This is a genomic window from Streptomyces sp. NPDC111606, from assembly GCF_055656945.1.
This window is the reverse complement of the sequence record NZ_JBVKBY010000014.1, coordinates 159,985-185,294: the sequence shown is the minus strand read 5'-3', so window position 1 is coordinate 185,294 and position 25,310 is coordinate 159,985. Positions and strand designations below refer to the sequence as shown.

19 protein-coding genes are annotated in these 25,310 nt (G+C 70.7%); 14 read left to right on the top strand and 5 right to left on the bottom strand.

Features of this window, described 5'->3' with window-relative positions; translation table 11 throughout:
- Positions 1-2 precede the first annotated feature (2 nt).
- From ACZ7M7_RS38725 to ACZ7M7_RS38715, 3 genes are all read right to left on the bottom strand, one after another.
- On the bottom strand, positions 3-1,676 hold the full coding sequence (locus ACZ7M7_RS38725; RefSeq protein WP_472125332.1) for a penicillin-binding transpeptidase domain-containing protein: 1,674 nt from the start codon (positions 1,674-1,676) through the stop codon (positions 3-5).
- A gap of 105 nt (positions 1,677-1,781) precedes the next feature.
- Positions 1,782-3,422 carry a penicillin-binding transpeptidase domain-containing protein gene (locus ACZ7M7_RS38720; protein WP_472125330.1) on the bottom strand — a complete coding sequence of 547 codons (1,641 nt, stop codon included), beginning with the start codon at positions 3,420-3,422 and terminating at the stop codon, positions 1,782-1,784.
- Between the two features lie 112 nt (positions 3,423-3,534).
- Positions 3,535-5,277, bottom strand: a complete 1,743-nt coding sequence (locus ACZ7M7_RS38715; RefSeq protein ID WP_383606297.1) for a dolichyl-phosphate-mannose--protein mannosyltransferase — start codon at positions 5,275-5,277, stop codon at positions 3,535-3,537.
- 62 nt (positions 5,278-5,339) lie between these two features.
- Here ACZ7M7_RS38715 and rsmI point away from each other — a divergent pair, with 62 nt between their 5' ends.
- The 11 genes from rsmI (at position 5,340) to ACZ7M7_RS38660 (ending at position 19,410) form a co-directional block, all read left to right on the top strand.
- Positions 5,340-6,188 carry a 16S rRNA (cytidine(1402)-2'-O)-methyltransferase gene (rsmI, locus tag ACZ7M7_RS38710; RefSeq protein ID WP_369271588.1) on the top strand — a complete coding sequence of 283 codons (849 nt, stop codon included), beginning with the start codon at positions 5,340-5,342 and terminating at the stop codon, positions 6,186-6,188.
- Positions 6,189-6,379: 191 nt separating this feature from the next.
- Entirely contained in the window at positions 6,380-6,784 is a 405-nt protein-coding gene (locus ACZ7M7_RS38705; RefSeq protein WP_451178367.1) for a hypothetical protein, read from the top strand.
- Between the two features lie 47 nt (positions 6,785-6,831).
- Entirely contained in the window at positions 6,832-7,713 is an 882-nt protein-coding gene (locus ACZ7M7_RS38700; RefSeq protein ID WP_472125327.1) for a TatD family hydrolase, read from the top strand.
- 141 nt (positions 7,714-7,854) lie between these two features.
- Entirely contained in the window at positions 7,855-9,249 is a 1,395-nt protein-coding gene (locus tag ACZ7M7_RS38695) for a ubiquitin-like domain-containing protein (RefSeq protein ID WP_472125324.1), read from the top strand.
- A gap of 56 nt (positions 9,250-9,305) precedes the next feature.
- A complete protein-coding gene (rsmA, locus tag ACZ7M7_RS38690; protein WP_472125321.1) occupies positions 9,306-10,289 on the top strand; it encodes a 16S rRNA (adenine(1518)-N(6)/adenine(1519)-N(6))-dimethyltransferase RsmA in 984 nt (327 codons plus the stop codon).
- Positions 10,290-11,201: a 4-(cytidine 5'-diphospho)-2-C-methyl-D-erythritol kinase gene (locus ACZ7M7_RS38685; RefSeq protein WP_472125317.1), complete on the top strand. Its 912-nt coding sequence runs from the start codon at positions 10,290-10,292 to the stop codon at positions 11,199-11,201.
- 236 nt (positions 11,202-11,437) lie between these two features.
- Positions 11,438-12,490: a peptidoglycan recognition protein family protein gene (locus ACZ7M7_RS38680; RefSeq protein WP_472125314.1), complete on the top strand. Its 1,053-nt coding sequence runs from the start codon at positions 11,438-11,440 to the stop codon at positions 12,488-12,490.
- 111 nt (positions 12,491-12,601) lie between these two features.
- A complete protein-coding gene (locus ACZ7M7_RS38675) occupies positions 12,602-14,413 on the top strand; it encodes an ABC-F family ATP-binding cassette domain-containing protein (RefSeq protein WP_383606274.1) in 1,812 nt (603 codons plus the stop codon).
- Between the two features lie 257 nt (positions 14,414-14,670).
- Entirely contained in the window at positions 14,671-16,506 is a 1,836-nt protein-coding gene (locus ACZ7M7_RS38670) for an outer membrane protein assembly factor BamB family protein (protein ID WP_472125311.1), read from the top strand.
- A gap of 83 nt (positions 16,507-16,589) precedes the next feature.
- Entirely contained in the window at positions 16,590-18,425 is a 1,836-nt protein-coding gene (locus ACZ7M7_RS38665; RefSeq protein ID WP_472125308.1) for an outer membrane protein assembly factor BamB family protein, read from the top strand.
- A gap of 307 nt (positions 18,426-18,732) precedes the next feature.
- The gene (locus tag ACZ7M7_RS38660; RefSeq protein ID WP_383606265.1) at positions 18,733-19,410 is read left to right on the top strand and encodes a helix-turn-helix transcriptional regulator; all 678 of its coding nucleotides are present in this window, start codon (positions 18,733-18,735) and stop codon (positions 19,408-19,410) included.
- A gap of 360 nt (positions 19,411-19,770) precedes the next feature.
- Here ACZ7M7_RS38660 and ACZ7M7_RS38655 read toward each other — a convergent pair whose 3' ends face one another.
- Together ACZ7M7_RS38655 and ACZ7M7_RS38650 are read right to left on the bottom strand one after the other, a co-directional pair.
- Positions 19,771-20,103: a hypothetical protein gene (locus ACZ7M7_RS38655; protein WP_472125305.1), complete on the bottom strand. Its 333-nt coding sequence runs from the start codon at positions 20,101-20,103 to the stop codon at positions 19,771-19,773.
- A gap of 20 nt (positions 20,104-20,123) precedes the next feature.
- Complete coding sequence (locus ACZ7M7_RS38650) at positions 20,124-21,815, bottom strand: sodium:solute symporter family protein (RefSeq protein ID WP_472125301.1); 1,692 nt, start codon at positions 21,813-21,815, stop codon at positions 20,124-20,126.
- A 161-nt stretch (positions 21,816-21,976) separates the two neighbouring features.
- Between ACZ7M7_RS38650 and galT the strand changes: the two genes are divergently transcribed.
- The 3 genes from galT (at position 21,977) to galK (ending at position 25,310) form a co-directional block, all read left to right on the top strand.
- A complete protein-coding gene (galT, locus tag ACZ7M7_RS38645) occupies positions 21,977-23,062 on the top strand; it encodes a galactose-1-phosphate uridylyltransferase (RefSeq protein ID WP_472125298.1) in 1,086 nt (361 codons plus the stop codon).
- Positions 23,059-24,021 (top strand): UDP-glucose 4-epimerase GalE, encoded by a 963-nt coding sequence (gene galE / locus ACZ7M7_RS38640; protein ID WP_472125295.1) that lies wholly within the window; start codon positions 23,059-23,061, stop codon positions 24,019-24,021. The genes galT and galE overlap by 4 nt, the downstream gene beginning before the upstream one ends.
- 125 nt (positions 24,022-24,146) lie before the next feature.
- A complete protein-coding gene (galK, locus tag ACZ7M7_RS38635; protein ID WP_427840925.1) occupies positions 24,147-25,310 on the top strand; it encodes a galactokinase in 1,164 nt (387 codons plus the stop codon).

Sequence of the window (25,310 nt, the reverse complement as noted above, 5' to 3'; positions counted from 1 at the left end):
GCTCAGCCGCCCGCCTTCAGCAGCGCCGCCACGAGCGGGCCGGCCGTCTCGCCGCCGTGCCCGCCCTGCTGGACCACTCCCGCCGCCGCAAGGTCGTCGCGGTACGCGGTGAACCAGCCGTTCGGCTTCTTCTGGTTGTCGACCTCCGCCGAGCCGGTCTTCGCGCCGACGTCACCGGTGACCCCGGACATCGCCTCGGCCGCCGTGCCGTATGCCGCCGTGTAGGACATCAGGTCGCGCAGCTGGGACAGCGTGGCCGCGGACATGGTGCGCGAAGCCTTCGCGAGCTGCCGTCCGTCCACGTCGGGGGCGACCAGGTACGGCTGCTTGAACGTGCCCGTCTTCACGGTCGCCGACACCGACGCCATGTTCAGCGGGTTCATCCGCACCCCGCCCTGCCCGATGAGCTCGGCCGCCATCTGGGCCTGCGACTGCACCGGGACGGCCCCGTCGAAGGTGGGCACCCCGACGGCCCAGTTGTTCAGGGCGAGACCGAAGACCTGCTGGGCCTGCTTGGTGAGGCTGTCGTCGTCCAGCTCGGGCGCCTGGCTGATGAAGGCCGTGTTGCAGGAGCGGGCGAAGCTCGCCTTGAAGGTGCCGCCCTTGATCTCGAACTTGTCGTCGTTCTGGAACTTCCAGTGCCCGTAGGTGAAGTACTTCGGGCAGGGGTGCTCCTTCTCCGCCGACGCCAGCCCCTTCTCGATCAGCAGCGACGAGGTGATGACCTTCATCGTGGAGCCGGGCGCGAGGGAGCCCTGGAAGGCGATGTTGAAGCCGTGCGAGGAGTTCGCGGCCGCCAGGACCTCGCCGGTCGAGGGGCGCAGCACGACCACCGACGCCTTCGACTTGGTGGCCACCTGCTTCTCCGCTGCGGCCTGCAGCGTCGGACTCAGCGTCGTCTCCACCGTGCCCGGCGTGCCCTTGCTCAGCTCCACCAGGGTCTTGTCGGACAGTTCGGCCTTCTTGGACTCCTTGCCCCGGACCACCTGGAGCTCGATGCCCGCCTTGCCGCCCGCCTTCTCGCCGTACTTCTCGCGCAGCCCGTCCAGGACCGAGCCGAGCGACGGGTACTCGTCCTCGGTGATCTCACCGCCGTCCCGGTCGAGGGCCTTGACCGGCGGGGTGCCGGACGCGCCGGTGACGAGGGTGTCGCCGTCCTTCAGGTCGGGGTGGACGATCCCGGGGTGCCACTGGACGAGCGGCTTGCCGTCCTCGGCCCGCCGCACGACCGTCAGCGCACTGTCGTACGTCAGCGGCTTGCTGGTCCCCTTGTACGACACCGTCCCCTTCACGGAGAAGGGGACCTTGGCGCCCGTGCGGGTGCCGGCGGTGAGGGTGACGTCCTTGATGTGGGCGTCCTTGGTGTAGCCGGTCAGCAGGGCCTTGGCCGCCGTGGTGCCGTCCGTGGCGGCGGCCGCCTCGGACACCTTGTCCTGCTGCCAGGCGGTGAGGAACTCGCGGGCCGCGGTCTTGACCTCCGTCGCCGACAGCGGGCCGGTCTTGACGGCCTTGGCCTTCTCGGAGCTCGACGACTGCGCACCGTTCTCGGCGGCGGCTCCGCTGCCGAGCAGCGCGTAGACGCCGATCCCGGTGCCGCCGAGGACCACGGCGATCATCCCGCCGAGCACGGCGGGGTTGGTCTTCCGTCGCTCGGCGACGCGCCTTCTGTTGCCCACTGCTTTCCGTTCCCTCGCGTATTCCAGGAGCCCCCGCCGCCCCGCCAGCCTCACGCATACCAACGACGACGACCACCCTAGAGTCCCGTGCCGCGAGGGATAAGTTCACCCGGACGCTCGTAGCACGGCTGCGACAATCGGTCCGGCCGCGTCGCTGCCGTGGCCGCCCTGCTGGGACATGGCCGCGGCCGCCACATCATTGCGGAAACCCGTGAACCAGCTGTCGGAGGTGGCCTCCCCGTCGACCTCGGCGGACCCGGTCTTGGCCCCGATGTCGCCGCCGAGCCCGGACATGACCTGCACTGCGGTGCCCTGGGGCGCGGTCGCGGTCAGCCGCATCATCTGCTTCAGCTGGGAGGCGGTGCTCGCCGGCAGCCCCTTGGCGGTGGCGAGTCGGCGGTCGTCGAGGTCGGGTGCGACCAGATACGGCTGCCGGAACTCGCCGGTGATCGCGGTGGCTGTGACCGACGCCATGTTCAGCGGGTTCATCTGGACCTGCCCCTGGCCGATGGCGCCGGCGGCGCGGTCCGGGCCGGTGGCCGCGGGGACGCTGCCGTCGAAGGAGCTGACGCCGGTCTTCCAGTCGCCGCCGAGCCCGAACCGCTCCTGGGCCTCCGTCGTCAGCGAGGCGTCGGTGAGCGGCTCCTCGTCGACGAGCTTGATGAAGGCCGTGTTGCAGGAGCGCGCGAAGCCGTTGGCGAGCGTGGCGCCTGCGGTCTCGTCGGGCTTGAGGCCCGTGAGGTTCTTGAAGGTCTGGCTCTGCCAGGTCGCCGTGTCCGGGCAGGGCGCGGGGCCGTTCATCGTGGTCACGCCGTTGTCGATGAGCATCGCCGCGGTGATGATCTTCATCGTGGAGCCGGGCGGGACACGGCCCTCGAAGGCCGCGTTGAAGGCGTCGTCACGGTGGTTCGCCACCGCCAGCACCTCGCCGGTGCTCGGTTTGAGGGCCACGACGGAGGACTGGGCGTACCGCTGCACCGCCTTCTCGGCCGCCGCCTGCACGCTCGCGCTGAGCGTCGTTCGCAGCTTGCCGGGCTTGCCCTTCGCGAGGGTCAGCAGCGAGGTGTCCGGCGACTCGTCGGCGTGCCGGATCGCCAGCTCGACGCCGGGCGAGCCGCCCGCCTTGCTGCCGTACCTGTCGCGCAGGGTGTCCAGGACCGGGCCGAGGGAGGGGTACTTGTCCTTCGTCAGCACGGTGCCATCGCGGTCGACGGCCTCGATGGGCGGGGCGGCCGCCTCGCCGGTGACGAGGGTGTCGTTCCTCTTCAGCTGCGGATGGATCACGGTGGGCTGCCAGTCGACGAGGGCCCGCCCGGTGGTGACGCCGCGGACGACGGTGAGCTCGCTCCTGTAGGACAGCGGCTCGGACTTGCCGTCGTACGACACCTTCGCCTTCACCGTGTAGGGCACGGTGTCGCCGTTGGCCTTGCCGGGCGTGATCTTCACGCCGGTGATGTGGGCGTCCCGGCCGTAGGACGTCAGCACCGGCGCGGCCGCCGTGTCGTTGTTCGTCAGCTTTGCCGCCTGCGCCGCCTGCCCCTTCTCCCAGGCCGCGAAGAACTTCGTGGTGGTCTCCTCGACCTCGTCCGCGCTCGGCGGCCCGGACCGTACCGGCGCCGGCCCGCTCGCCCCCGTCGCCCCGCCGCCGTTCAACGCCGACATGATGTTGTACGCGCCGTATCCGGCACCGCCCACCATCACGGCGAACACGCCGCCTATGACGGCGACTTTGACCCCCTTGGACATGGTCCCCTCCCCGTTTTCGTCCACCGCACTGTAAGTGGCGTGGGGGAAAGGTGTGAGAGGTGTTTTCTTTTGTTGGCCGAACTATTGACCGAAGAGTGACCGTTTTGGCCGATCAGACCCAGGTGTCCAGCCACATCCGCGACCGCCAGTCGTCGACCGGGATCGCGGTGCCCGTGTAGATCGGCCAGAAGTAGATGAAGTTCCAGGCGATCAGCAGCACCAGTACGCCCGCGCCCGTGGCGCCCGCCACCCGGCGGGTGTCCCCGGCGCGTGGCGGGCCGATGATCGCGCCCAGGAGCATGGCCACGGCGAGGCAGAGGAAGGGCAGGAAGACGATGGCGTAGAAGAAGAAGATGGTGCGTTCCTGGTAGAGGAACCAGGGGAGGTAGCCGGCCACGACACCGCAGGCGATGGCGCCGGCGCGCCAGTCACGGCGGAAGGCCCAGCGCCACAGGACGTACAGGACCGCGAAGGCGGCCACCCACCACAGCAGCGGCGTGCCGAGGGCCAGCACCTCGCGGGCGCACTTCTCACCCGCGTCGACGGGGCAGCCGTCCTTGCCGGGTGCGGGGGACTCGTAGAAGTACGACACCGGGCGGCCGACGACCAGCCAGCTCCACGGGTTGGACTCGTAGGTGTGCGGCGACGACAGGCCGACGTGGAAGTCGTACACCTGGTGCTCGTAGTGCCACAGGCTCAGCCACCAGTCGGGGAACAGCCAGGACCAGCTGCTGCTGCGGCCGTCGGCGCTCGCCCAGTCGCGGTAGTAGCCGCCGCTGCCGTTCGTGGGGGAGAGGATCCAGCCGGTCCAGGAGGCGATATAGGTGACGATCGCCACCGGCACGGTCGCGAGGAAGGCGAAACCCAGGTCGTGCTTGAGCACCGCCGTGTAGGGGTGGCGGGCACCGGCGACCTTGCGGGCGCCGACGTCCCACAGGACCGTCAGCAGACCGAACGCCACCAGGAAGTACAGGCCGTTCCACTTGGTGCCGATGGCCAGGCCCAGCATCAGGCCCGCCGTCCAGCGCCAGGGGCGCCAGCCGAGGCGCAGGGTCTCGGCGATGTGCGCGTCCGGGCGGAACCGGCCGTCGGGGTCGGCCGGGAGCGCGGCCGCGAGTTTCGCGCGCGCCCTGTCCCGGTCGATGACGAGGCAGCCGAACGCCGCCAGCACGAAGAACATCAGCACCCCGTCGAGCAGCGAGGTGCGGGCCATCACGAAGGCCAGCCCGTCCACCGCCATCAGCGTGCCCGCGAGGCAGCCGAGGAAGGTGGAGCGGAAAATACGGCGGCCGATGCGGCACAGCATCAGCACGGCCAGCGTCCCCAGCAGCGCCGTCATGAACCGCCAGCCGAACGGGTTGAACCCGAACATCAGCTCGCCGAGCCCGATGACGTACTTGCCGACCGGCGGATGCACCACGTACGCCGCGTCCGTGGGGATCTGGACCTGGTCGCCGACCTTGAGGATCAGGTCGTTGGCGTTCTTGTCCCAGTTGACCTCGAAACCGCGATGGACGAGCGCCCACGCGTCCTTGGCGTAGTACGTCTCGTCGAATATCACCGCCTTCGGGTTGCCCAGGTTCCAGAACCGCGTCACTCCCGCCAGCAGCGTCACCAGCAGCGGGCCGATCCAGCCCGACCAGCGCGCGATCCGCTCGGCGAGCGGGCGCGGGACGCCGAGGAACTGCCACATCCGCGGGCTGGGCTGGACGTAAGGCGGCACGAGCCGGTCGCGGACGTCGCTGCCGGGCGTCGCCGTGTAGCCGAATCGGCGCAGCCGCTGCTGCCACGACGGTCGCTGCTCGTGGGTCGCCTGGCCCTGCCGGGTGTCCGTGGAGGACGCGGTACTGGTCACCGCGCCATCGTAGGGAACACGTCTGTGACAGTCGCGTGGATGCGCCCTGCGAGGATGGAAACGTGACAGGAACCCTTGTTTTGGCAGGCACTCCCATCGGCGACGTCAAGGACGCCCCGCCCCGGCTGGCCGAGGAGCTGGCCGGAGCGGACGTGGTCGCCGCCGAGGACACCCGTCGGCTGCGACGCCTCACCCAGGCGCTGGGCGTGCAGCCGGCCGGGCGGGTCGTGTCGTACTTCGAGGGCAATGAGTCGGCCCGCACGCCCGAGCTGGTCGAGGCGCTGCTCGAAGGGTCGCGGGTGCTGCTGGTGACCGACGCGGGGATGCCGTCCGTGTCCGACCCCGGGTACCGGCTGGTCGCGGCGGCGGTCGAGAAGGACATCAAGGTCACCGCGGTGCCGGGGCCGTCCGCGGTGCTGACCGCGCTCGCCCTGTCCGGGCTGCCCGTCGACCGGTTCTGCTTCGAGGGGTTCCTGCCGCGCAAGGCGGGGGAGCGGCGCTCGCGCCTGAAGGAGGTGGCCGAGGAGCGGCGCACCCTCGTCTACTTCGAGGCGCCGCACCGGCTCGACGACACGCTCGCCGCGATGGCCGAGGTGTTCGGCGCCGAGCGGCGGGCCGCCGTGTGCCGGGAGCTGACCAAGACGTACGAGGAGGTCAGGCGCGGCGGGCTGGGGGAGCTGGCCGAGTGGGCGGCCGAGGGCGTGCGCGGGGAGATCACCGTCGTCGTCGAGGGGGCACCCGAGAAGGGGGCCGAGGAGGTCGACGCCACCGAGTTCGTACGGCGGGTTCGCATCCGCGAAGAGGCGGGGGAGCGACGCAAAGAGGCCATCGCGGCGGTGGCGGCGGAGGCCGGGGTGCCCAAGAGGGAGGTCTTCGACGCCGTGGTGGCGGCGAAGAAGGCGGGGGCGTGAAATGCCGTGTGAGCAGGGCGTATATCGCATGAGCGTGCGCCCCATGCCGGGGTAAAGGAACCCGGCCCTTTCGGCAAGGAACGTCCAAGTCGGCGCCAACACTGGACAGATTCCGTGCGTTCACTCCTGCGGAGGAGTCCACTGGGTTGTGGGACGTGACCCGTCCCACCCAGCGGACCACAGGAGCTGGCATGAGTGAGATCGCACAGCAGACCACGGGCCTTCGCAGCGCCGCGACCGCCGTCGTCCACGAGTCGTATTCGTTCGCCTGCATGCGCTGCGGGCACGGCTGGGAGCAGTCGTACGAGATAGAGCACCACCTGGACGGTGACGGGCGCGAGTTCGTCATGTACGTGGCGAACGGCCAGGTGGTGCCGTCCCCGTTGAGCCGGCCCACGTGCCAGAACTGCGACGGCCACGTCGTGCGGATCATGCGGCCCGGCCAGGTGTCCTCCGTGCAGAACTCCCTGCACCGCGCCGGCCCGATCCCCACCCAGTCGAAGGCCGAGCGCGAGTCGGAGTCGGCGCCGGCCGAGCCGCACCACCACTGGCATCTGTCCGATCTCCTGCACGTCTTCCACCGCAAGGCGAGCTGAGCCGAGCACCCGGCCGCCCGGGCATGCCCCTTTCGTAGGATCGGGACATGCCTTCGAACGCCGCCGACAAGCACGCCGCCCCGCCGCTCCCGGAACCGCTGCGGGTGCCGGTCGCCGACTCGCACACCCACCTCGACATGCAGTCCGGCACGGTGGAGGAGGGGCTCGCCAAGGCGGCCTCGGTGGGCGTGACGACGGTCGTGCAGGTCGGCTGTGACGTACGCGGCTCGCAGTGGGCGGCCGAGACGGCGGCGCAGCACGACGCCGTGCACGCGACCGTCGCGCTGCACCCGAACGAGGCGCCGCGCATCGTGCACGGCGACCCCGACGGCTGGTCCCGGCAGGGGGCGCGTGAGCCGGGTGGTGCGCGGGCGCTCGATGAGGCGCTCGCCGAGATCAACCGCCTGGCCGCGCTCCCGCAGGTCAAGGGCGTCGGCGAGACCGGCCTCGACTACTTCCGCACCGGGCCCGAGGGCAAGGAGGCGCAGGATGCGTCCTTCCGCGCCCACATCGAGATCGCCAAGCGGCACGGCAAGGCGCTGGTCATCCACGACCGCGAGGCCCATGCGGATGTGCTGCGGGTGCTGAAGGAGGAGGGCGCCCCGGAGCGGACCGTCTTCCACTGCTACTCCGGGGACGCCGAGATGGCCCAGGTGTGCGCCCGCGCCGGGTACTTCATGTCCTTCGCCGGCAACGTCACCTTCAAGAACGCCCAGAATCTGCGGGACGCGGTGGCGGTGGCCCCACTGGAGCTGCTCCTCGTGGAGACGGACGCGCCGTTCCTCACGCCGGCCCCGTACCGCGGACGGCCCAACGCTCCGTATCTCATTCCGATCACGGTGCGCGCCATGGCCGCCGTACGGGGGATCGACGAGGACGTGCTGGCGGCGGCCCTGGGCTCGAACACTGCACATGCCTTCGGCTACTGACGGATCACCGCTCGATAACGCTCGTACGGGTTCACCTCGACCCGGTCGTAACTGTGCGTAGTCGCTTCGCCTTGGAGAGTGATCGACGCTCCGCTAGGTTCTGGGGGCCCTAAACGGACCCCTCCGCTGGAGCGTGTCGTCGTGAGCAACGCGCAGTTCGAGACGTATGGCCCGAGCCCGGCCCACGAGCCCCCGGCGTACGGCGGCTTCGACCCGCACAGCGCGCAGACGCTGGGATACGGGGTGCAGGGGCCGTACGAGACGCACGACGCGTACGGCACATACAGCACATACGGCACCTCCTACGCCCCGTACGAGGACACCTACCGGCCCGCCTACGAGGCGTCCGAGACGGCGTACGAGGAGGCGTACGAGCCGGTAGTGCGCCCCAGGGGCGGACGTCGGGCCGCGCACCGGCGCAGGGGAAGGGTCGCCGAGCGGGGGGACGGGCCCATGCGCCGGCTCGTCCCGCAGGCGCTGGTCGTCGCGTTCCTCGCGGGCGGCACCAGCGCCTTCGTCGCCGAGGACAAGGCGATCGAGCTCAGCGTCGACGGCAAGCCGCGCACCCTGCACACCTTCGCGGACGACGTCACCGAGCTGCTCACCGAGGAGGGTGTCGACGTCGGCGCGCACGACGTGGTGGCGCCCGCTCCCGATGCGGCGCTCACCAGCGGTGACGAGGTCGCGGTGCGCTACGGCCGCCCCGTGCGGCTCACCCTCGACGGCCAGCGGCGCGAGGTGTGGACGACGGAGCGCACGGTGGAGGCGGCGCTCAGGCAGATCGGGGTGCGCGCGGAGGGGGCGTACGTCTCGGCGTCGCGCTCCCGGAGCATCGGGCGTGAAGGGCTTGCGCTGGATGTGCGCACCGAGCGTGCGGTGACCGTCATGGCGGACGGGCGGGCGCGCACCATCCGTACGAACGCGGCGACCGTGAGCGAGGTCGTGGACCAGGCCGGCATCACCCTGCGCGGCCAGGACGCGACGTCCGTCCCGCTCGACAGCTTCCCGCGCGACGGGCAGACGGTCACGGTCCTGCGGATCACCGGCCGCAAGGAGATCCGCGACGAGGCGATCCAGTTCGCCGTGCAGCGGATCGATGACCCCTCGGTGTTCAAGGGCACGGAGGTCGTCGAGCGGGCGGGGCAGCTGGGGCTGCGGCGGATCACGTACTCGCTGCGCACCGTCAACGGCGTCCGGCAGAAGCCGCGGCGGACCGGGTCCGAGGTGGTGCGCGAGCCGCAGACGCAGGTGGTGAAGGTCGGCACCAAGCCGCTGCCGACGTCGGTGCGCGGCGCGGAACGCCTGAACTGGCAGGGCCTCGCGGCCTGCGAGTCCGGGGGCCGGGCGGACGCGGTGGACTCGTCGGGGACGTACGGCGGGCTGTACCAGTTCGACACGCACACCTGGCGGGGCCTCGGCGGGAAGGGCCGTCCGCAGGACGCGCCGGCGGCGGAGCAGACGGCACGGGCGAAGAAGCTGTATGTGCGGCAGGGAGCGAGTCCCTGGCCGCATTGCGGGGAGCGACTGCACGGGTGAGCCGGCTGTGGTGACGGGCGGCGGGTGTCAGCTGTACGGCCCCGTACCCTTGTCGGGTGAGCAGCCCCACCCCCGACGCCCTCCTGGGCCCCGCCGACATCCGTGAACTGGCGGCCGCCCTCGGTGTGCGTCCCACCAAACAGCGCGGCCAGAACTTCGTGATCGACGCGAACACGGTCCGCCGCATCGTCCGCACCGCGGACGTCCGCCCCGACGACGTGGTGGTCGAGGTGGGACCGGGACTCGGCTCGCTCACCCTGGCGCTGCTGGAGGTGGCCGACCGCGTCACCGCCGTCGAGATCGACGACGTCCTCGCCGCCGCGCTGCCCGCGACCATCGCGGCCCGCATGCCGGAGCGCGCCGACCGGTTCGCGCTGGTGCACTCCGACGCGATGCAGGTCGCCGAGCTGCCCGGCCCACCGCCCACCGCGCTGGTCGCCAACCTCCCCTACAACGTGGCCGTCCCGGTCCTCCTGCACATGCTCGAGACCTTCCCGACCATCGAACGCACCCTCGTCATGGTGCAGTCGGAGGTCGCCGACCGACTGGCCGCCCCGCCCGGTTCGAAGGTGTACGGCGTCCCCTCGGTCAAGGCCAACTGGTACGCCGAGGTCAAGCGGGCCGGCGCCATCGGACGCAACGTCTTCTGGCCCGCCCCGAACGTCGACAGCGGGCTGGTGTCCCTGACCCGCCGCGCCGAGCCGCTCAGGACGACCGCCTCCAGGCGCGAGGTCTTCGCCGTCATCGACGGCGCGTTCGCCCAGCGCCGCAAGACCCTCCGGGCCGCACTCGCCGGCTGGGCGGGCTCGGCGGCCGCCGCCGAGGAGGCCCTCGTCGCCGCCGGCGTCTCGCCGCAGGCCCGCGGAGAGGCACTGACGGTCGAGGAGTTCGTCCGGATCGCCGAACACAAGGCGGCCGGTGCCCAGCCCGAGGAGTCCGGCGGCCGGCGCACGGAGTCCGGCGCTCGCTCGCAGGAGCCCGGCGTCCCGCCCGCCGAGTCCGCCGCCCGGCCCGCCGACCAGCACAAGGAGTCCGAGTAAGTGAGCGCGAGCGTCACCGTACGTGTCCCCGCCAAGGTCAACGTCCAGCTCGCGGTCGGCGCCGCGCGGCCCGACGGCTTTCACGACCTGGCCAACGTCTTCCTGGCGGTCGGGCTGTACGACGAGGTCACCGTGACCCCCTCGCCGGACGGGCTGCGCGTCACCTGTGACGGGCCCGACGCCGACCAGGTCCCCCTCGACCGTACGAACCTCGCCGCCCGCGCGGCGCTCGCCCTGGCGGAACGCCGTGGACTGGACGCCGCGGTCCACCTCCACATCGCCAAGGACATCCCGGTGGCCGGCGGCATGGCGGGCGGCAGTGCGGACGGCGCGGGCGCGCTGCTGGCCTGCGACGCGCTCTGGGGTACGCACGCCTCCCGCGAGGAACTCCTCGACATCTGCGCCGAGTTGGGCAGCGACGTGCCGTTCAGCCTGGTCGGCGGAGCGGCGCTGGGCACCGGGCGGGGCGAGCAGCTCCGTACGCTCGACGCGGGCGGCACCTTCCACTGGGTGTTCGCGATGGCCGGCCGAGGGCTGTCGACGCCGGCCGTGTTCCGTGAGTTCGACCGGCTCGGCGAGGGCACCGACATCCCCGAGCCCGTCGCCTCCGAGCCGCTCCTCGCCGCCCTCGCGAAGGGCGACCCCGACGCGCTCGCCGCGGCCGTCTCCAACGACCTGCAGCCCGCAGCCCTCTCCCTCTTCCCGGAGCTCGCCGACACCCTCGCCGCGGGGCTCGCGGCGGGCGCGCTGACGGCGCTGGTCTCCGGCTCGGGCCCGACCACCGCGTTCCTCGCCCGGGACGCCGAGTCCGCCGTGAAGGTGGCCGACACCCTGCGGGCGTCCGGCACTTGCCGTGCGGCACGTACCGCGTCCGGGCCCGCGCAGGGTGCCACGGTCGTGCGTGCCGCCTGAGCGTGACGCCGTACTCACAAGTACGCGTTCTTCGCTCGATCTCCACACGGAAGTACTGCGATCGCAGTACCCGTGCGGCCGCTGAGGCGTTTAGGGTCGCTTGACGTTTCAACTTTCGGGCCGTCGTGCCCGGCTCACCGTCAAGTGCACTTCTGGAAGGGGACACTCCTGTGTCCGAATCCCCCACACCTGCTCAGCCGTCTCACCGTAGAAAGCGCTCCCTGTCCCGTCGCGGCATGATCGCCGCGGGCGGGGCGGTGGCCTCCGGAGCCGCCCTCGCGCCGATGGTGTTCGCCGCGGGCGACTCCGGCGAGACGGACAACTCCACCTCCGAATCCGGTGGTTCGGGCACCACGCCGGAGAAGTTCCCCGCCACCCGGACCGAGGCCGCCACCGGCACCGGCGAGACCACCACGGCCTTCGCCGCCTCCTACGTCGGTGTGCGCTGGTCCGGCGCCAAGGAGGGCGCCGCCATCCGGCTCTCGGACGGCAACTGGCAGAACCTGGCCCACGGCTGCGCGGCCGTCGGGGACGGCGGTACCGCCCTGGTCGCCGCCGACAACGCCGGCACCTACGAAGTGAAGGCCCCGAGCGACATCAACGGCGTGCGCTCGCTGGCCATCGACACCACCGACGGGCCCGAGCGCACCTACCAGGTGCCGAGCGAGCCCACGCGCGTGCGTGGCGTCGGCTACCTCTCGCGGCCGGCCTGGGGCGCCGACGAGTCCAAGCGGTACAAGGACGGCAAGGTCAACTCGCCCGAGACGTACTACCCGCTCCAGATCATCACGGTCCACCACACCGCGACGCCCAACGACGACCCCGACCCGGCCGCGACGGTGCGCGCGATCTACGAGTTCCACGCGATCACCAACGACTGGGGCGACATCGGCTACCACTTCCTCATCGACGAGGCCGGCACGGTCTACGAGGGCCGCTACTCCGGTGCCGACGGCATCCCCGCCTTCAACCCGGACGGCGATCTCGTCACCGGCTTCCACTCCGTGGGCTACAACTCCGGCGCCCTCGGCATCGCCCTGATCGGCAACCTCGACCAGCAGGCCCCCACGGCCGCGGCCAAGGCCTCCCTGATCCGGCTGATCAAGGTCATATCCCGGTTCAAGGGCCTGGACCCGCAGGCGAGGGTGACCTACACCAACCCCGTCAACGGCACCAAGAAGGACACGAACACGGTCGGCGGTCACCGCGACTACTTCGAAACCGAATGCCCGGGCCAGGTCATGTACGACCTCCTCGCCGAGGTCCGCGCGGCGGCCGCCCGCCGCTGACGCCGGCCTCCACGGCGAAGCGCCCCGGGGCTGCCGACCCCCGGGGCGCACGGGGCTGTCGTACGGGCCGACTAGGCTGGGAGGCTGATCGACCCCCTGGGCAGGAGAGAAATGGCCGTCAATCTGGTCAATGTCGAGAACGTCAGCAAGGTGTACGGCACCCGTGCCCTGCTCGACGGTGTGTCGCTCGGCGTCTCCGAGGGGGACCGCATCGGCGTCGTCGGTCGCAACGGCGACGGCAAGACGACCCTGATCCGGATGCTGGCCAAGCTGGAGGAGGCCGACACCGGCCGGGTCACGCACTCGGGCGGGCTGCGGCTCGGGGTGCTCACCCAGCACGACTCGCTGGACCCCGAGGCGACCGTCCGGCACGAGGTCATCCGGGACATGGCCGACCACGAGTGGGCGGGCAACGCCAAGGTCCGGGACGTGCTCACGGGCCTCTTCGGCGGCCTCGACCTGCCCGGCTTCCCGCAGGGCCTCGACACCGTCATCGGCCCCCTCTCCGGTGGCGAGCGGCGACGGATCGCGCTCGCCAAGCTGCTCATCGAGGAGCAGGACCTCATCGTCCTCGACGAGCCCACCAACCACCTCGACGTCGAGGGCATCGCCTGGCTCGCCCAGCACCTGCGCGAGCGGCGCTCGGCGCTCGTGTGCGTCACCCACGACCGCTGGTTCCTCGACCAGGTCTGCACACGCATGTGGGACGTGCAGCGCGGCGACGTCTTCGAGTACGAGGGCGGCTACTCCGACTACGTCTTCGCCCGCGCCGAGCGCGAGCGCATCGCCGCCACCGAAGAGGTCAAGCGGCAGAACCTGGTCCGCAAGGAGCTGGCATGGCTGCGGCGCGGCGCTCCCGCGCGCACGTCCAAGCCGCGCTTCCGCGTCGAGGCGGCCAACGAGCTCATCAAGGACGTACCCGCGCCCCGGGACAGCAGCGAGCTGATGAAGTTCGCCTCCTCCCGGCTCGGGAAGACCGTCTTCGACCTGGAGGACATCACCGTCCAGGCCGGCCCCAAAGTGCTGCTCAAGCATGTGACATGGCAGCTCGGCCCGGGCGACCGGATCGGTCTCGTCGGTGTCAACGGCGCCGGCAAGACCTCTCTCCTGCGGGCCATGGCCGAGGCGGCACGGACGGAGGGCGAGGAGCAGCCGGCCGCCGGGCGGATCGCCGTCGGAAAGACCGTCAAGCTCGCCTATCTGTCCCAGGAGGTCGCCGAACTCGCCCCGAACCTGCGGGTGCTGGAAGCCGTTCAGCAGGTGCGCGAGCGCGTCGACCTCGGCAAGGGGCGGGAGATGACCGCCGGGCAGCTGTGCGAGACGTTCGGCTTCAGCAAGGAGAAGCAGTGGACGCCGGTCGGGGACCTCTCCGGTGGTGAGCGGCGCCGGCTCCAGTTGCTGCGCCTGCTGATGGACGAGCCCAACGTCCTCTTCCTCGACGAGCCCACCAACGACCTCGACATCGAAACCCTCACCCAGCTGGAGGACGTCCTCGACGGCTGGCCGGGCTCGATGATCGTCATCTCCCACGACCGGTTCTTCGTCGAGCGCACCACGGACCGGGTGTTCGCCCTCCTCGGCGACGCCACCCTGCGGATGCTGCCGCGCGGCATCGACGAGTACCTGGAGCGCCGCCACCGCATGGAGGCCCAGGTCGCCGCCGGGGCGGTGTCCGCTCCGGCCGCCGAGAAGGCCGTACCGGAGAAGAGCGCCGCCGATGTGCGCGCCGCCAAGAAGGAGTTGCAGAAGATCGAGCGCCAGCTCGACAAGATCTCCGAGAAGGAGACCAAGCTGCACGCGCAGATCGCCGAGCACGCCACGGACTTCGGCAAGGTCGCCGAACTCGACGCGGAACTGCGCGACTTGGCCGGCCAGCGGGACGAGCTGGAGCTGCGCTGGCTGGAACTTGCCGAGGACGCGTAGCACGGGCAACGGTCCGGCGTGCGGTGCCGGAGGGGCTCGCGCGAGCGGCACGCGCCCCGCGTGAAGGGCGTGTGAAGGCGCATAACGGGGGCATCACAGGCCGGTCCTCCCTTGGGAACAGGGGGCGAGACGGCCCGGTGCACTGTCGTCGGCGGGTGATAGAAAGAGCCGTCTGAGAACAGTCTGAGAACCGTCGGTGTGGCGGAAACGCGACGGCACAGGACGTGCACCACACCGGTCACGAGGGGGAACCGCTCATGAGCCAGCCGCCCAACCAGCCGCCCCAGGGCGGTTTCGGCGCACCGCAGGACCCGCGGCAGGGCGGCTTCGGCGCCCCGCAGCCTCCGCAGCAGGACGCGCCGCAGACCCCGCCCCCGCCGCAGGGCGCCCCCCAGACACCCCCGCCGCCGCAGGGCCCGCCGCAGACGCCGCCGCCCCCGCAGGGCCCGCCGCCCGGCGCCCCGCAGCCCGGCTACGGCTACCCGCAGCAGCAGCCGGCGCAGCCGGGCCCGTACCCGTCCGGCCCGTACGCACAGCCGCAGCAGCAGCCGGGGCCGTACGGCTATCAGCAGCAGCCCGGCCCCTACGGCCAGCAGCCCGCCCAGGGTTACGGCTACCCGGGCCAGCCGCAGTACCCGGGCGCGCCCGGCGCCCCGCAGCCCGGCTCGCGCAACCCCTTCAAGGGCAAGCCCGCCCTCGCCATCGGTGCCGCGGTGGCGGCGCTGCTCGTCATCGGCGGCGGCGTGTACGCGGTGACCAGCGGCGACGACGACCCGAAGAAGCCGATCGCCCAGGAGAGCGGTGACTCGAAGAACACCGAGTCCCCGTCCGAGGACCCCGACGGCGGTGGCAGTGACGGCGGCGCCGACCCGGAGAACCTCAACGGCGGTCGCCAGTCCGGCGACTCGAAGGTGCTCTGGTACAAGCCCGCGCCCGACGCGCCCGCCTCCGGCGCCGACGCCCCCGGCATGTGGATCACCGACAAGGCCGCGGTGAAGGCGGCGTACAAGCAGCTCTTCGCCTACAACGTCGGCGACGGTGAAGCCACTTGGGACCCGATCACCTTCCCGCAGAAGATCTGCGCGGTCACCCCGCAGAAGTCGTCCGACGACAAGATCGTCGTCGCGTACATGAGCGGCAGCAGCGACCGCGCCAAGTGCAACCAGCTCCAGCAGGTCGACCTCAACAGCGGCGCCAAGGGCTGGAAGGCCTCGGTCGCCAACGGCGCGCTGTTCGACAGCACCCTCGACGTCGAACTGTCCATCACCGGCAAGACGCTGATGGTGGGCCGCTCGCAGTCCGGCACGGCGTACGACGTCAACAGCGGCAAGAAGCTGTGGGACAAGACGAGGTTCGGCGACAAGTGCTTCCCTGACTCCTTCGCGGGCGGCGACAAGCTGATCGCCGTGGCGGGCTGCGACGCCACCGGCAGCAACGAGCACGACGAGGTGCAGGAGCTCGACCCGGCGACCGGCAAGGTCAAGTGGACCTGGCAGTTCGACAAGGGCTGGAAGGTCGCACGCGTCTTCTCCCTCGACCCGCTGGTCCTCTACAGCACCAACGAGGACAAGAAGCAGTGGAACATCTCCACGCTCGGCGACGACGGCAAGCGCCGCTCGCAGGTCGAGGTCGCTCTGGAGATCGGCGCCCAGTGCGGCTGGGCCATCCTCCAGCGTGACCTCCAGGGCTGCTCCGGTGTGGCCTCCGACGCCGACACTCTCTACATGCCGACCAAGGCGACCACCGGGGCCAACGAGATCGTCGCGATCAACCTGGCCAACGGCAAGGAGAAGTGGCGCGTCAAGTCCCCCGCCGAGGAGCCGATGCTGCCGATCAAGGTCGAGGACGGCAAGCTCATCGCCTACGTCGACCCGTCGTACGACGCCGGCGGCCAGGTCGTGTCCATCCCGGTCAGCGGCAGCAACCCCAAGCCGACGACGCTGCTGCAGAACCCGGCCGGCGCCGCGGACGTGGAGAATGGCTTCTTCTCGAAGGCGTTCGACTGGGCCGACGGGCGCTTCTACCTCTCGAGCACCCGGCTGAGCGGCAGCGACGAATCCAAGGAGAAGCTGATTCTCGCCTTCGGCAAGTGAGGCGAGCGGCAGTCCTTCCCTTCGCCGTCGTCCCCCACGTCCCCGCCGTGCCCGTCGTCCCCCTCCCCTGAGGTACCCACGCCATGACCCAGCCGCCGCCTCCGCCGCCCAACCAGCCCCCGCAGGGCGGGTTCGGCCCGCCGCAGGACCAGCCGCCCCAGCAGCAGGGGGGCGGCGGCTTCGGCCCGCCGACACCGCCGCCGCCTGCGCAGACGCCGCCGCCCCCGCAGGGCCCGCCGTCCGGGGCCCAGCAGCCGGGGTACGGCTATCCGCAGGCACCTCAGGGGGGTCAACAGCCCACTCCGCCTGCCGGGTACGGCTACCCCGGCCAGCAGCCCGCTCCGTACGGGCAGCCGCAGAACCCCTACGGCCAGCAGCAGAACCCCTACGGTCAGCAGGCCGGCTACGGCTATCCGCAGCAGACCGTGCCGATGCACGCCCAGGCCACCGGGCCGGGCGGTGGCGGGCAGCGGTCCAGCGGGCAGCTTGCCGTCATCGTGGCGGCGGCCGTCGTGGTGATCTCGCTGATCATCGGTGGCGTGCTGTACGCCAAGTCCGGTGACGAGGGCGGCAAGGACGAGACCGCCAGCTCCAGCGGCGGCACCGGTGGCGGGGACAACGGTGACGGGGGCGGCGGCGTCGACGCCCCCGACGGCACCGAGAAGGTGCCCGCCGACACCAACTCCGATGTGCTCTTCCAGGTCAAGGCGCCCGATGTCGAGGACGACACCAGCGTCGTGGTGTCCGGCTCGTGGCTGACCGACGAGGCGTACGTCAAGAGCGGTGTCGCCGAGATCGTCGGCTACGACCGCGACAAGGGCACCAAGCTGTGGACCGTCAAGCTGCCGGGGCCGGTCTGCCAGGCCAGTAAGCACGTCAACGAGGACGGGCTGACGGCCGTCGCCTTCCAGCCCGACATGCCGACCAAGGAACGGCCCTCGTACGGCTGCAGCGAGGTCGCGGCGATCGACCTCGACGCCGGCAAGAAGCTGTGGACGAAGAGCACCGAGGTGGAGGGCAGGCCGCTGCGCTTCGACAACCTCACCGTCAGCGGCGGCACGGTCGCGGCCGGCGGGACGAGCGGCGGCACCGCGTTCGACCTCGAGACCGGCAAGCAGTTGTGGGTGCCGAAGGCCGAGGACGGCTGCTACGACCTCGGGTACGCCGGTGGCGAGAAGATGGTCGCCGTGCGCAAGTGCGGTTCCTACGACCAGCCTCAGCTGCACATCCAGACCATCGACCCGAAGTCCGGGAAGGTGATCTCCGAGTACAAGATGGCCGAGGGCGTCGAGTACGCGAGCGTGGTGTCCACCGAGCCGCTCGTCGTGGCCGCCGAGGCCGGGCAGTCGGACGCCATCGGCATCTCGGACGTCTTCGCCATCGACAACAAGACCGGCAAGCTGCGCATCCGTATCTCCGTGCCGGCCGACCAGTTCGCGGCCAAGTGCTCCGGCGTCACCACGATCGAGCAGTGCAAGGGCGTCGTGGTGGGCAACGACCGGCTCTACGTGGAGACCGAGCAGCACAGCAGCGGCGGTGAGCGCGGCCGGACCAACGAGATCGTCGCCTTCGACCTGGCCACCGGCAAGCAGACCGGGCAGCGGGCGGATGCGGGGGACGGGTACACGATCACGCCGCTGCGGATGGACGGCGGCAACGTGATCGCGTACAAGCGGCCGCCTTACGACAAGGGCGGGCAGATCGTCAGCGTGGACGGTGGCAGCTTCAAGGAGACGAAGCTGCTGGAGAATCCGGCGGCGCGGCCGGTGCGGGACGTGGAGACGCGGATGTCTCCGGAGTACTCCGAGTTCATCTACTCGCAGGGGCATCTCTACATGTCCGCCGTGTTCGCGAGCGAGTTGACGAGTTCGGCCGACCCGAAGGCTCATGTGATCGCGTTCGGTACGACGGTCGAGTGAGCTGACGCTGCCGACGACCATGGCCCCGTTCCTGTTCAGGAGCGGGGCCATGTGCGTACGGTCGTACCGTCTCATCGTTCTCGAATGCGGGGAAAGCCAGAAAATCCGCCGTTCCGGGGCACTTCTCACCGGTAGGGGGAGCGGAACGTCGAACAAGCGTGTAGCTTCCGGGGGCATGAAGGGCGGGGGAGCCGGGAGGGGGCTTCTGTCCGCGCGGCCAGTGGGTATCCGTGGTGGGGCTCCGTAGCGGGCGTTCGCCGGATTCCGCTGGGGGACTGGGGGTCTGGGGGACTTGGGGGGTTGGTCGATGGGAGTGCGGCTCATGGTGGTCGACGACCACCGATTGCTCGCGGAGGCGCTGGCCTCGGCACTGAAGCTGAGGGGGCACCGGGTGCTGGCCGCGGCGGCGCCGGCCGCGGGGGCGGCGGAGCTGGTGATCACGCGGGCGCCTGAGGTGTGTCTGCTGGGGACGGCGACGCCTGCGGAGCCGGGGATGTTCGATCCGGTGGTGAGGATCAAGCGGGAGCGGCCGCAGGTGGCTGTGCTGGTGCTGGGGCCGGTGCCGAGTCCGCGGGGGATTGCGGCGGCGTTTGCGGCGGGGGCCTCCGGCTATGTGCGGCATGACGAGCGGATAGAGGGTGTCGAGCGGGCGATCATGAAGGCCAGGGCGGGGGAGGCGGCGGTGGCGCCGCAGCTGCTGCAGGGGGCGTTCAGCGAGTTGCTCAACCCGGCGGCCCAACCGGACGACGAGGGGCAGCGGTTGCTGCAGATGCTCACGCCCCGGGAGGTCGAGGTCCTGGTCCGCGTGGCCGACGGCGAGGACACCCGCCTGATCGCGGCGGGCATGGGCATCGCACCGTCCACTGCGCGTACCCATGTCCAACGGGTGCTGATGAAGCTGGGCGTGGGGTCGCGGCTGGAGGCGGCCGCCTTGGCGGCGCGGACGGGGTTGCTGGATCGGGCGGGGGAGGGTGGTGGTGCGTGACGCCTGAACTGCCTGCGGCGGCCTGGGGCTGCTTCGGTGGGGGTTCGCGTAGCGCCTGGGGTTCGGTGGGTGGGTCGGGGCCGTGCCGGGGGGTGTCCGTCCTCGGACCGGCGGTGGGGGTCGGGCAGGGTGGTGCCGTTTCTTGACGCCGGTCACTGCGGGCGGACACCCCCGGCACGTCCCCTTGCCGCCGTACGCGGGTGCTGCGCCGCGGGGGTGCGCCATCACGGCTGCTGTGCGACGCCGGTCCAGGTAATCTCCGCCCGTCCGGCATCCGGGGCGGGGGCTGTGCCCTCCCTAGCCCCCACCCACCCGCGGGTGGCTACGCACCATGCCGACGGAGTTGCGCCCCTCGGTGGGTTACGGGGCCGGCTCATCCTCCGGCTCGGTCTCCGGAGGAGCCGGCGCCGTAGGCCGTAGCTTCAGCCAGGTCAGGAAGAACAGGCCCAGGAGCAGCATGCCGAGGCCGGTCCAGAGGTTGATGTTGATGCCCTGGGCCTTGTCGATCGCGGCGTCGTCGTCGGTGAGGCCCACGATCGTGACGATGACGCCGTAGAGCACGAAGAGCCCGCCGATGATGCGCCGGATGTCGAAGAGCCGGGCGGCCGTCGCGGACTTGCCCTCCAGGTCCGTGACTTGCCGCAGCAGGTCCTCCTCGGAGAAGCCGGGGCGTTCGGAGTGGTGGTCGGTCATGAGTTCTCAGAGCTCCGTCGTCAGAAGGAGAACGGGATGTAGCAGGCCGCAGCGAGGACCACCGCGCCCCAGCCCAGCAACGCCGGCTTGCGGTACCACGCCTCGTCACCCGGCGCGGGCGGCTCGGCCATGCCGGGGGAGCGGGTGCCGTAGACCAGGCCCTGGAGTTCCTCCGTCGGCTTGGGGGCCGTGAAGAGGGAGACGGCCACCATGACGATTCCGCCGGCCACGAAGCCCGCGATTGCGGAGACGAAGTTCGCGCCCTGGTCGGAGGGGATCGAGATGATGTCCTGCTTGTAGAGGACGAAGTAGTTCACCATCGCTGCCGTCGTGCCGGCCAGCAGGCCCCAGAAGCCCGACTTCATCGACGCCCGCTTCCAGAACATGCCGACGATGAAGACCACGAACATCGGCACGTTGAAGAAGGAGAACAGGGTCTGGAGGTAGCTCATGATGTTGGAGAAGGACGACGCCAGGAAGGCCGTGCCGATCGACGCCAGCACCCCGATCGCGGTGATGAGGCGGCCGAAGCGGACGTAGTAGCCGTCCTCGCGGTCCTTGACCACGTACCGCGCCCAGATGTCGGTGGTGAACACCGTGTTGAAGGACGAGACGTTCGCCGCCATGCCCGCCATGAACGCGGCGAGGAGGCCGGTCACGGCGATGCCGAGGACGCCGTTGGGCAGCAGGCCCTCCATCAGGTACGGGATGGCGTCGTTGTACTGGTAGCCCGACTCCTCGGTGCCGAAGCCGGGGACCAGGGCCGCAGCCGCGAGCCCCGGGATCATCACCAGGAACACGATGAAGATCTTCGGGAACGCCGCGATGAGGGGAGTGCGCTGGGCCGCCGAGAGGTTCTTGGCCGACAGCGCCCGCTGGACCTCGGCGAAGTTCGTCGTCCAGTAGCCGAAGGACAGCACGAAGCCGAGGCCCAGGACGATCGTCAGCCAGTTCGCGCCCAGCGGGTTCGCGTCGCCGATGCCGGTGCCGCCCCAGGCGGTGACGAAGTCGTCGCCGTGGGACTTGGTCAGCGTGTCCGTCAGGCCGTCCCAGCCGCCCGCCTTCTTCAGTGCCAGCACGGTGATCGGGATCAGCGCGGCCAGGATCACGAAGAACTGCAGGACCTCGTTGTAGATCGCCGACGACAGGCCGCCGAGGGTGATGTAGGCGAGGACGAAGAAGCCCGCCACGACGATCGCGACCCATTGGGGCCAGCCGAGGAGGGCCTCGACCACGATCGCCAGGGCGTAGAGGTTCACCCCGGCGATCAGGATCGCGGCGAAGGCGAACAGGATCGAACTGAGCAGGTGCGCCCCTCTGTCGAAGCGCATGAGCAGGAATTCCGGAACCGAGCGGACCTTGCTGCCGTAGTAGAAGGGCATCATCACCAGGCCGAGGAAGACCATGGCCGGGATGGCGCCGATCCAGTACCAGTGGACGGTGTAGGCGCCGTACTGCGCGCTGTTGGCGGCCATGCCGAGGATCTCGGTGGCGGCCAGGTTGGCGGAGATGAAGGCGAGACCGGTGACCCAGGCGGGCAGGGAGCGGCCGGAGAGGAAGAAGTCGAGGCTGGTCTTCACCGACCGGCGGGCGGCGAAGCCGATGCCCAGCACGACGACGAAGTAGATGCCCAGCAGCGTGTAGTCGAGCCAGTTCGTGGGGAGCCGTAGCTCGGCGGCGAGGTAGGTGGGGGATTGTGTGGGGGTTTGCATTTGTACTCGCTTCGTTGCGCGAACCGATACAGAGCGGAACCTACGCCGCCGTGTTCAGTAATTGAACACGTCTGGTGATGGTCTTTGTTTGATTGTGATGTTGACTGAGGTGGTGCGTTGTGTTTCTCTGTGTTTAGTTATGTTTGATGGAGGAGTTCAGCGTGAAGAAGACCTCGACCCGTCTGGCCGACGGTCGTGAGCTCGTCTACTACGACCTGCGCGACGACACCGTGCGGGACGCTGTCGACCGGCGGCCGCTGGACCGGACCGTCACGACGTCCGAGGTCCGTCGGGACGCGCTGCTCGGGGACGCGGTCGCCATCGCCTCGCACCGGCAGGGGCGGACCTATCACCCGCCGGCCGACGAGTGCCCGCTGTGCCCTTCGGAGGGTGAGCGACTGAGCGAGATCCCCGACTCCTCCTACGACGTCGTGGTCTTCGAGAACCGTTTCCCCTCACTCGCCGGTGACTCCGGGCGCTGCGAGGTCGTCTGCTTCACCTCCGACCACCACGCCTCCTTCGCCGACCTCACCGAGGAGCAGGCCCGGCTGGTCCTGGACGCGTGGACCGACCGGACCTCCGAACTGTCGTCCCTGCCCTCCGTGGAGCAGGTCTTCTGCTTCGAGAACCGCGGCGCCGAGATCGGTGTCACCCTCGGCCATCCCCACGGGCAGATCTACGCCTACCCCTTCACCACCCCGCGTACGGCCCTGATGCTGCGCTCGCTGGCCGCCCACAAGGACGCCACCGGCGGGGGGAACCTCTTCGACGCGGTCCTGGAGCGTGAACTCGCCGGCCGGCGGGTCGTCCTGGAGAGTGAACACTGGGCGGCCTTCGTGCCGTACGCCGCGCACTGGCCCTACGAGGTCCACCTGTACCCGAAGCGCCGGGTGCCCGATCTGCTCGCGCTCGACGAAGAGGCGCGCTCAGAGTTCCCCAAGGTTTATCTGGAACTCTTGAGGCGCTTCGACCGGATCTTCGACGGACGGGACGGAGGGGAGAACTCCGCGGGTGAGCCTCCGACGCCGTACATCGCCGCCTGGCACCAGGCGCCGTTCGGCACACTGGAGGAATTCGAGGGCGTGGTGCGTGCGGACTTCGCTCTTCACCTCGAGCTTTTCACCATCCGACGCACTTCCGGCAAGCTTAAGTTTCTCGCGGGTTCCGAGTCCGGCATGAACGTGTTCATCAACGACGTGCCGCCGGAGCGCGCGGCCGAGCGACTGCGAGAGGTAGCGAGTTCATGAGTGGGAAGTACCTGGTCACCGGTGGCGCCGGCTATGTGGGCAGCGTGGTCGCCCAGCATCTGCTGGAGGCGGGAGACGAGGTCGTCGTCCTGGACAACCTCTCGACCGGATTCCGCAAGGGCGTGCCGGCCGGGGCTTCCTTCATCGAGGGCGACATCCGCGACGCCGCCAAGTGGCTGGACTCCTCCTTCGACGCCGTGCTGCACTTCGCTGCGTTCTCGCAGGTCGGCGAGTCGGTCGTGAAGCCGGAGAAGTACTGGGACAACAACGTCGGCGGCACCATGGCGCTGCTCGGCGCGATGCGCGACGCCGGCGTGCGCAAGCTCGTCTTCTCCTCCACCGCCGCCACCTACGGCGAGCCCGAGGAGGTGCCGATCGTCGAGTCGGCCCCGACGCAGCCCACGAACCCGTACGGCGCCTCCAAGCTCGCCGTCGACCACATGATCAGCGGCGAGGCGGCGGCCCACGGCCTCGGTGCCGTGTCGCTCAGGTACTTCAACGTGGCGGGCGCCTACGGCGACTGCGGCGAGCGCCACGACCCCGAGTCGCACCTCATCCCGCTCGTCCTGCAGGTCGCCCAGGGCCGGCGCGACGCGATCTCCGTCTTCGGCGACGACTACCCGACGCCGGACGGCACCTGTGTGCGCGACTACATCCACGTAGCCGACCTCGCCGACGCCCACCTGCTGGCGCTCAAGGCCGCCGAGCCGGGCGAGCACCTCATCTGCAACCTCGGCAACGGCAACGGCTTCTCCGTCCGCGAGGTCGTCGAGACCGTCCGCCAGGTCACCGGGCACCCGATCCCCGAGGTCGTGGCCCCGCGCCGGGGCGGCGACCCGGCGGTCCTGGTCGCCTCCGCCGACACCGCCCGCGAGCGGCTCGGCTGGAACCCGTCCCGCGCGGACCTCGCGGGGATCGTCGCCGACGCGTGGGAGTTCGCCCAGCGGCGCGAAGGCTAGGTTCTACGGCCGTTAGGGACGGCCGTACGTTCTACGGCTGTTCGGCCGGTCAACTCACCGGCCGCTTCGGCCCCCGCCGCGTAGCGGCTGTCGGATGCAGCAGCAGGGAAGGTCAGGGTCAGGGGATGAGCGTCGACACGGCAGCCGCGGTCACCGAGCGGTTCAGGGAGCTGTACGGGGCAGAGCCGGAGGGGGTGTGGGCCGCGCCGGGCCGGGTCAACCTGATCGGCGAGCACACCGACTACAACGACGGCTTCGTCATGCCGTTCGCCCTGCCGCACACCGCGGTCGCCGCGGTCTCGCGGCGCACGGACGGCGCCCTGCGGCTGCACTCGGCGGACGTCGAGGGCGGCGTCGTGGAACTGCGCGTCGAGAAGCTGGAGCCCGAGTCGGACCGGAACTGGACGGCGTACCCGTCGGGTGTGGTCTGGGCGCTGCGCCAGGCCGGCCACGCGGTGACCGGCGCCGACATCCACCTGGCCTCGACGGTCCCGGCGGGCGCGGGCCTGTCGTCGTCGGCGGCGCTGGAGGTCGTCGTGGCGCTCGCTCTGAACGACCTCTACGACCTCGGCCTCAAGGGCTGGCAGCTGGCCCGCCTGTGCCAGCGCGCGGAGAACGTCTACGTCGGCGCCCCCGTCGGCATCATGGACCAGACCGCGTCCGCCTGCTGCGAGGCCGGGCACGCCCTGTTCCTCGACACCCGGGACCTCTCCCAGAAGCAGATCCCCTTCGACCTGGCCGCCGAGGGCATGCGCCTGCTCGTCGTCGACACCCAGGTCAAGCACTCCCACAGCGAGGGGGAGTACGGCAAGCGGCGCGCGGGCTGCGAGAAGGGCGCGGCGCTGCTGGGCGTGGACGCGCTCAGGGACGTGGCGTACGACGAGCTGGACGCGGCGCTCGACCGGCTCGGCGACGACGAGGAGGTGCGCCGGCTGGTGCGCCACGTCGTCACCGAGGACCAGCGCGTCGAGCAGGTCGTCGCCCTGCTGGAGTCGGGCGACACCCGCGCGATCGGTCCGGTCCTCACCGCCGGCCACGCCTCACTGCGCGACGATTTCCGCATCTCGTGCCCGGAGCTGGACCTGGTCGTGGACACCGCCCTGGCCGGCGGCGCCCTGGGTGCCCGCATGACCGGCGGCGGCTTCGGCGGCTCGGCGATCGTCCTGGCCGAGGCGGCCGACGTCGAGACCGTCACCAAGTCCGTCGAGGAGGCCTTCGCCGCCGCCGGGTTCACGGCACCGCGGGTGTTCGAGGCGGTGCCGGCGGCGGGTGCGCGCCGGGTGCGCTGA

Coding starts and splice junctions, on each gene's coding strand:
- ACZ7M7_RS38720 (WP_472125330.1), bottom strand. CDS start 3,422: ATGTCCAAGGGGGTCAAAGTCGCCGTCATAGGCGGCGTGTTCGCCGTG.
- ACZ7M7_RS38705 (WP_451178367.1), top strand. CDS start 6,380: ATGAGTGAGATCGCACAGCAGACCACGGGCCTTCGCAGCGCCGCGACC.
- ACZ7M7_RS38700 (WP_472125327.1), top strand. CDS start 6,832: ATGCCTTCGAACGCCGCCGACAAGCACGCCGCCCCGCCGCTCCCGGAA.
- ACZ7M7_RS38680 (WP_472125314.1), top strand. CDS start 11,438: ATGATCGCCGCGGGCGGGGCGGTGGCCTCCGGAGCCGCCCTCGCGCCG.
- ACZ7M7_RS38675 (WP_383606274.1), top strand. CDS start 12,602: ATGGCCGTCAATCTGGTCAATGTCGAGAACGTCAGCAAGGTGTACGGC.
- ACZ7M7_RS38670 (WP_472125311.1), top strand. CDS start 14,671: ATGAGCCAGCCGCCCAACCAGCCGCCCCAGGGCGGTTTCGGCGCACCG.
- ACZ7M7_RS38665 (WP_472125308.1), top strand. CDS start 16,590: ATGACCCAGCCGCCGCCTCCGCCGCCCAACCAGCCCCCGCAGGGCGGG.
- ACZ7M7_RS38660 (WP_383606265.1), top strand. CDS start 18,733: ATGGGAGTGCGGCTCATGGTGGTCGACGACCACCGATTGCTCGCGGAG.
- ACZ7M7_RS38655 (WP_472125305.1), bottom strand. CDS start 20,103: ATGACCGACCACCACTCCGAACGCCCCGGCTTCTCCGAGGAGGACCTG.
- ACZ7M7_RS38650 (WP_472125301.1), bottom strand. CDS start 21,815: ATGCAAACCCCCACACAATCCCCCACCTACCTCGCCGCCGAGCTACGG.
- galE (WP_472125295.1), top strand. CDS start 23,059: ATGAGTGGGAAGTACCTGGTCACCGGTGGCGCCGGCTATGTGGGCAGC.
- galK (WP_427840925.1), top strand. CDS start 24,147: ATGAGCGTCGACACGGCAGCCGCGGTCACCGAGCGGTTCAGGGAGCTG.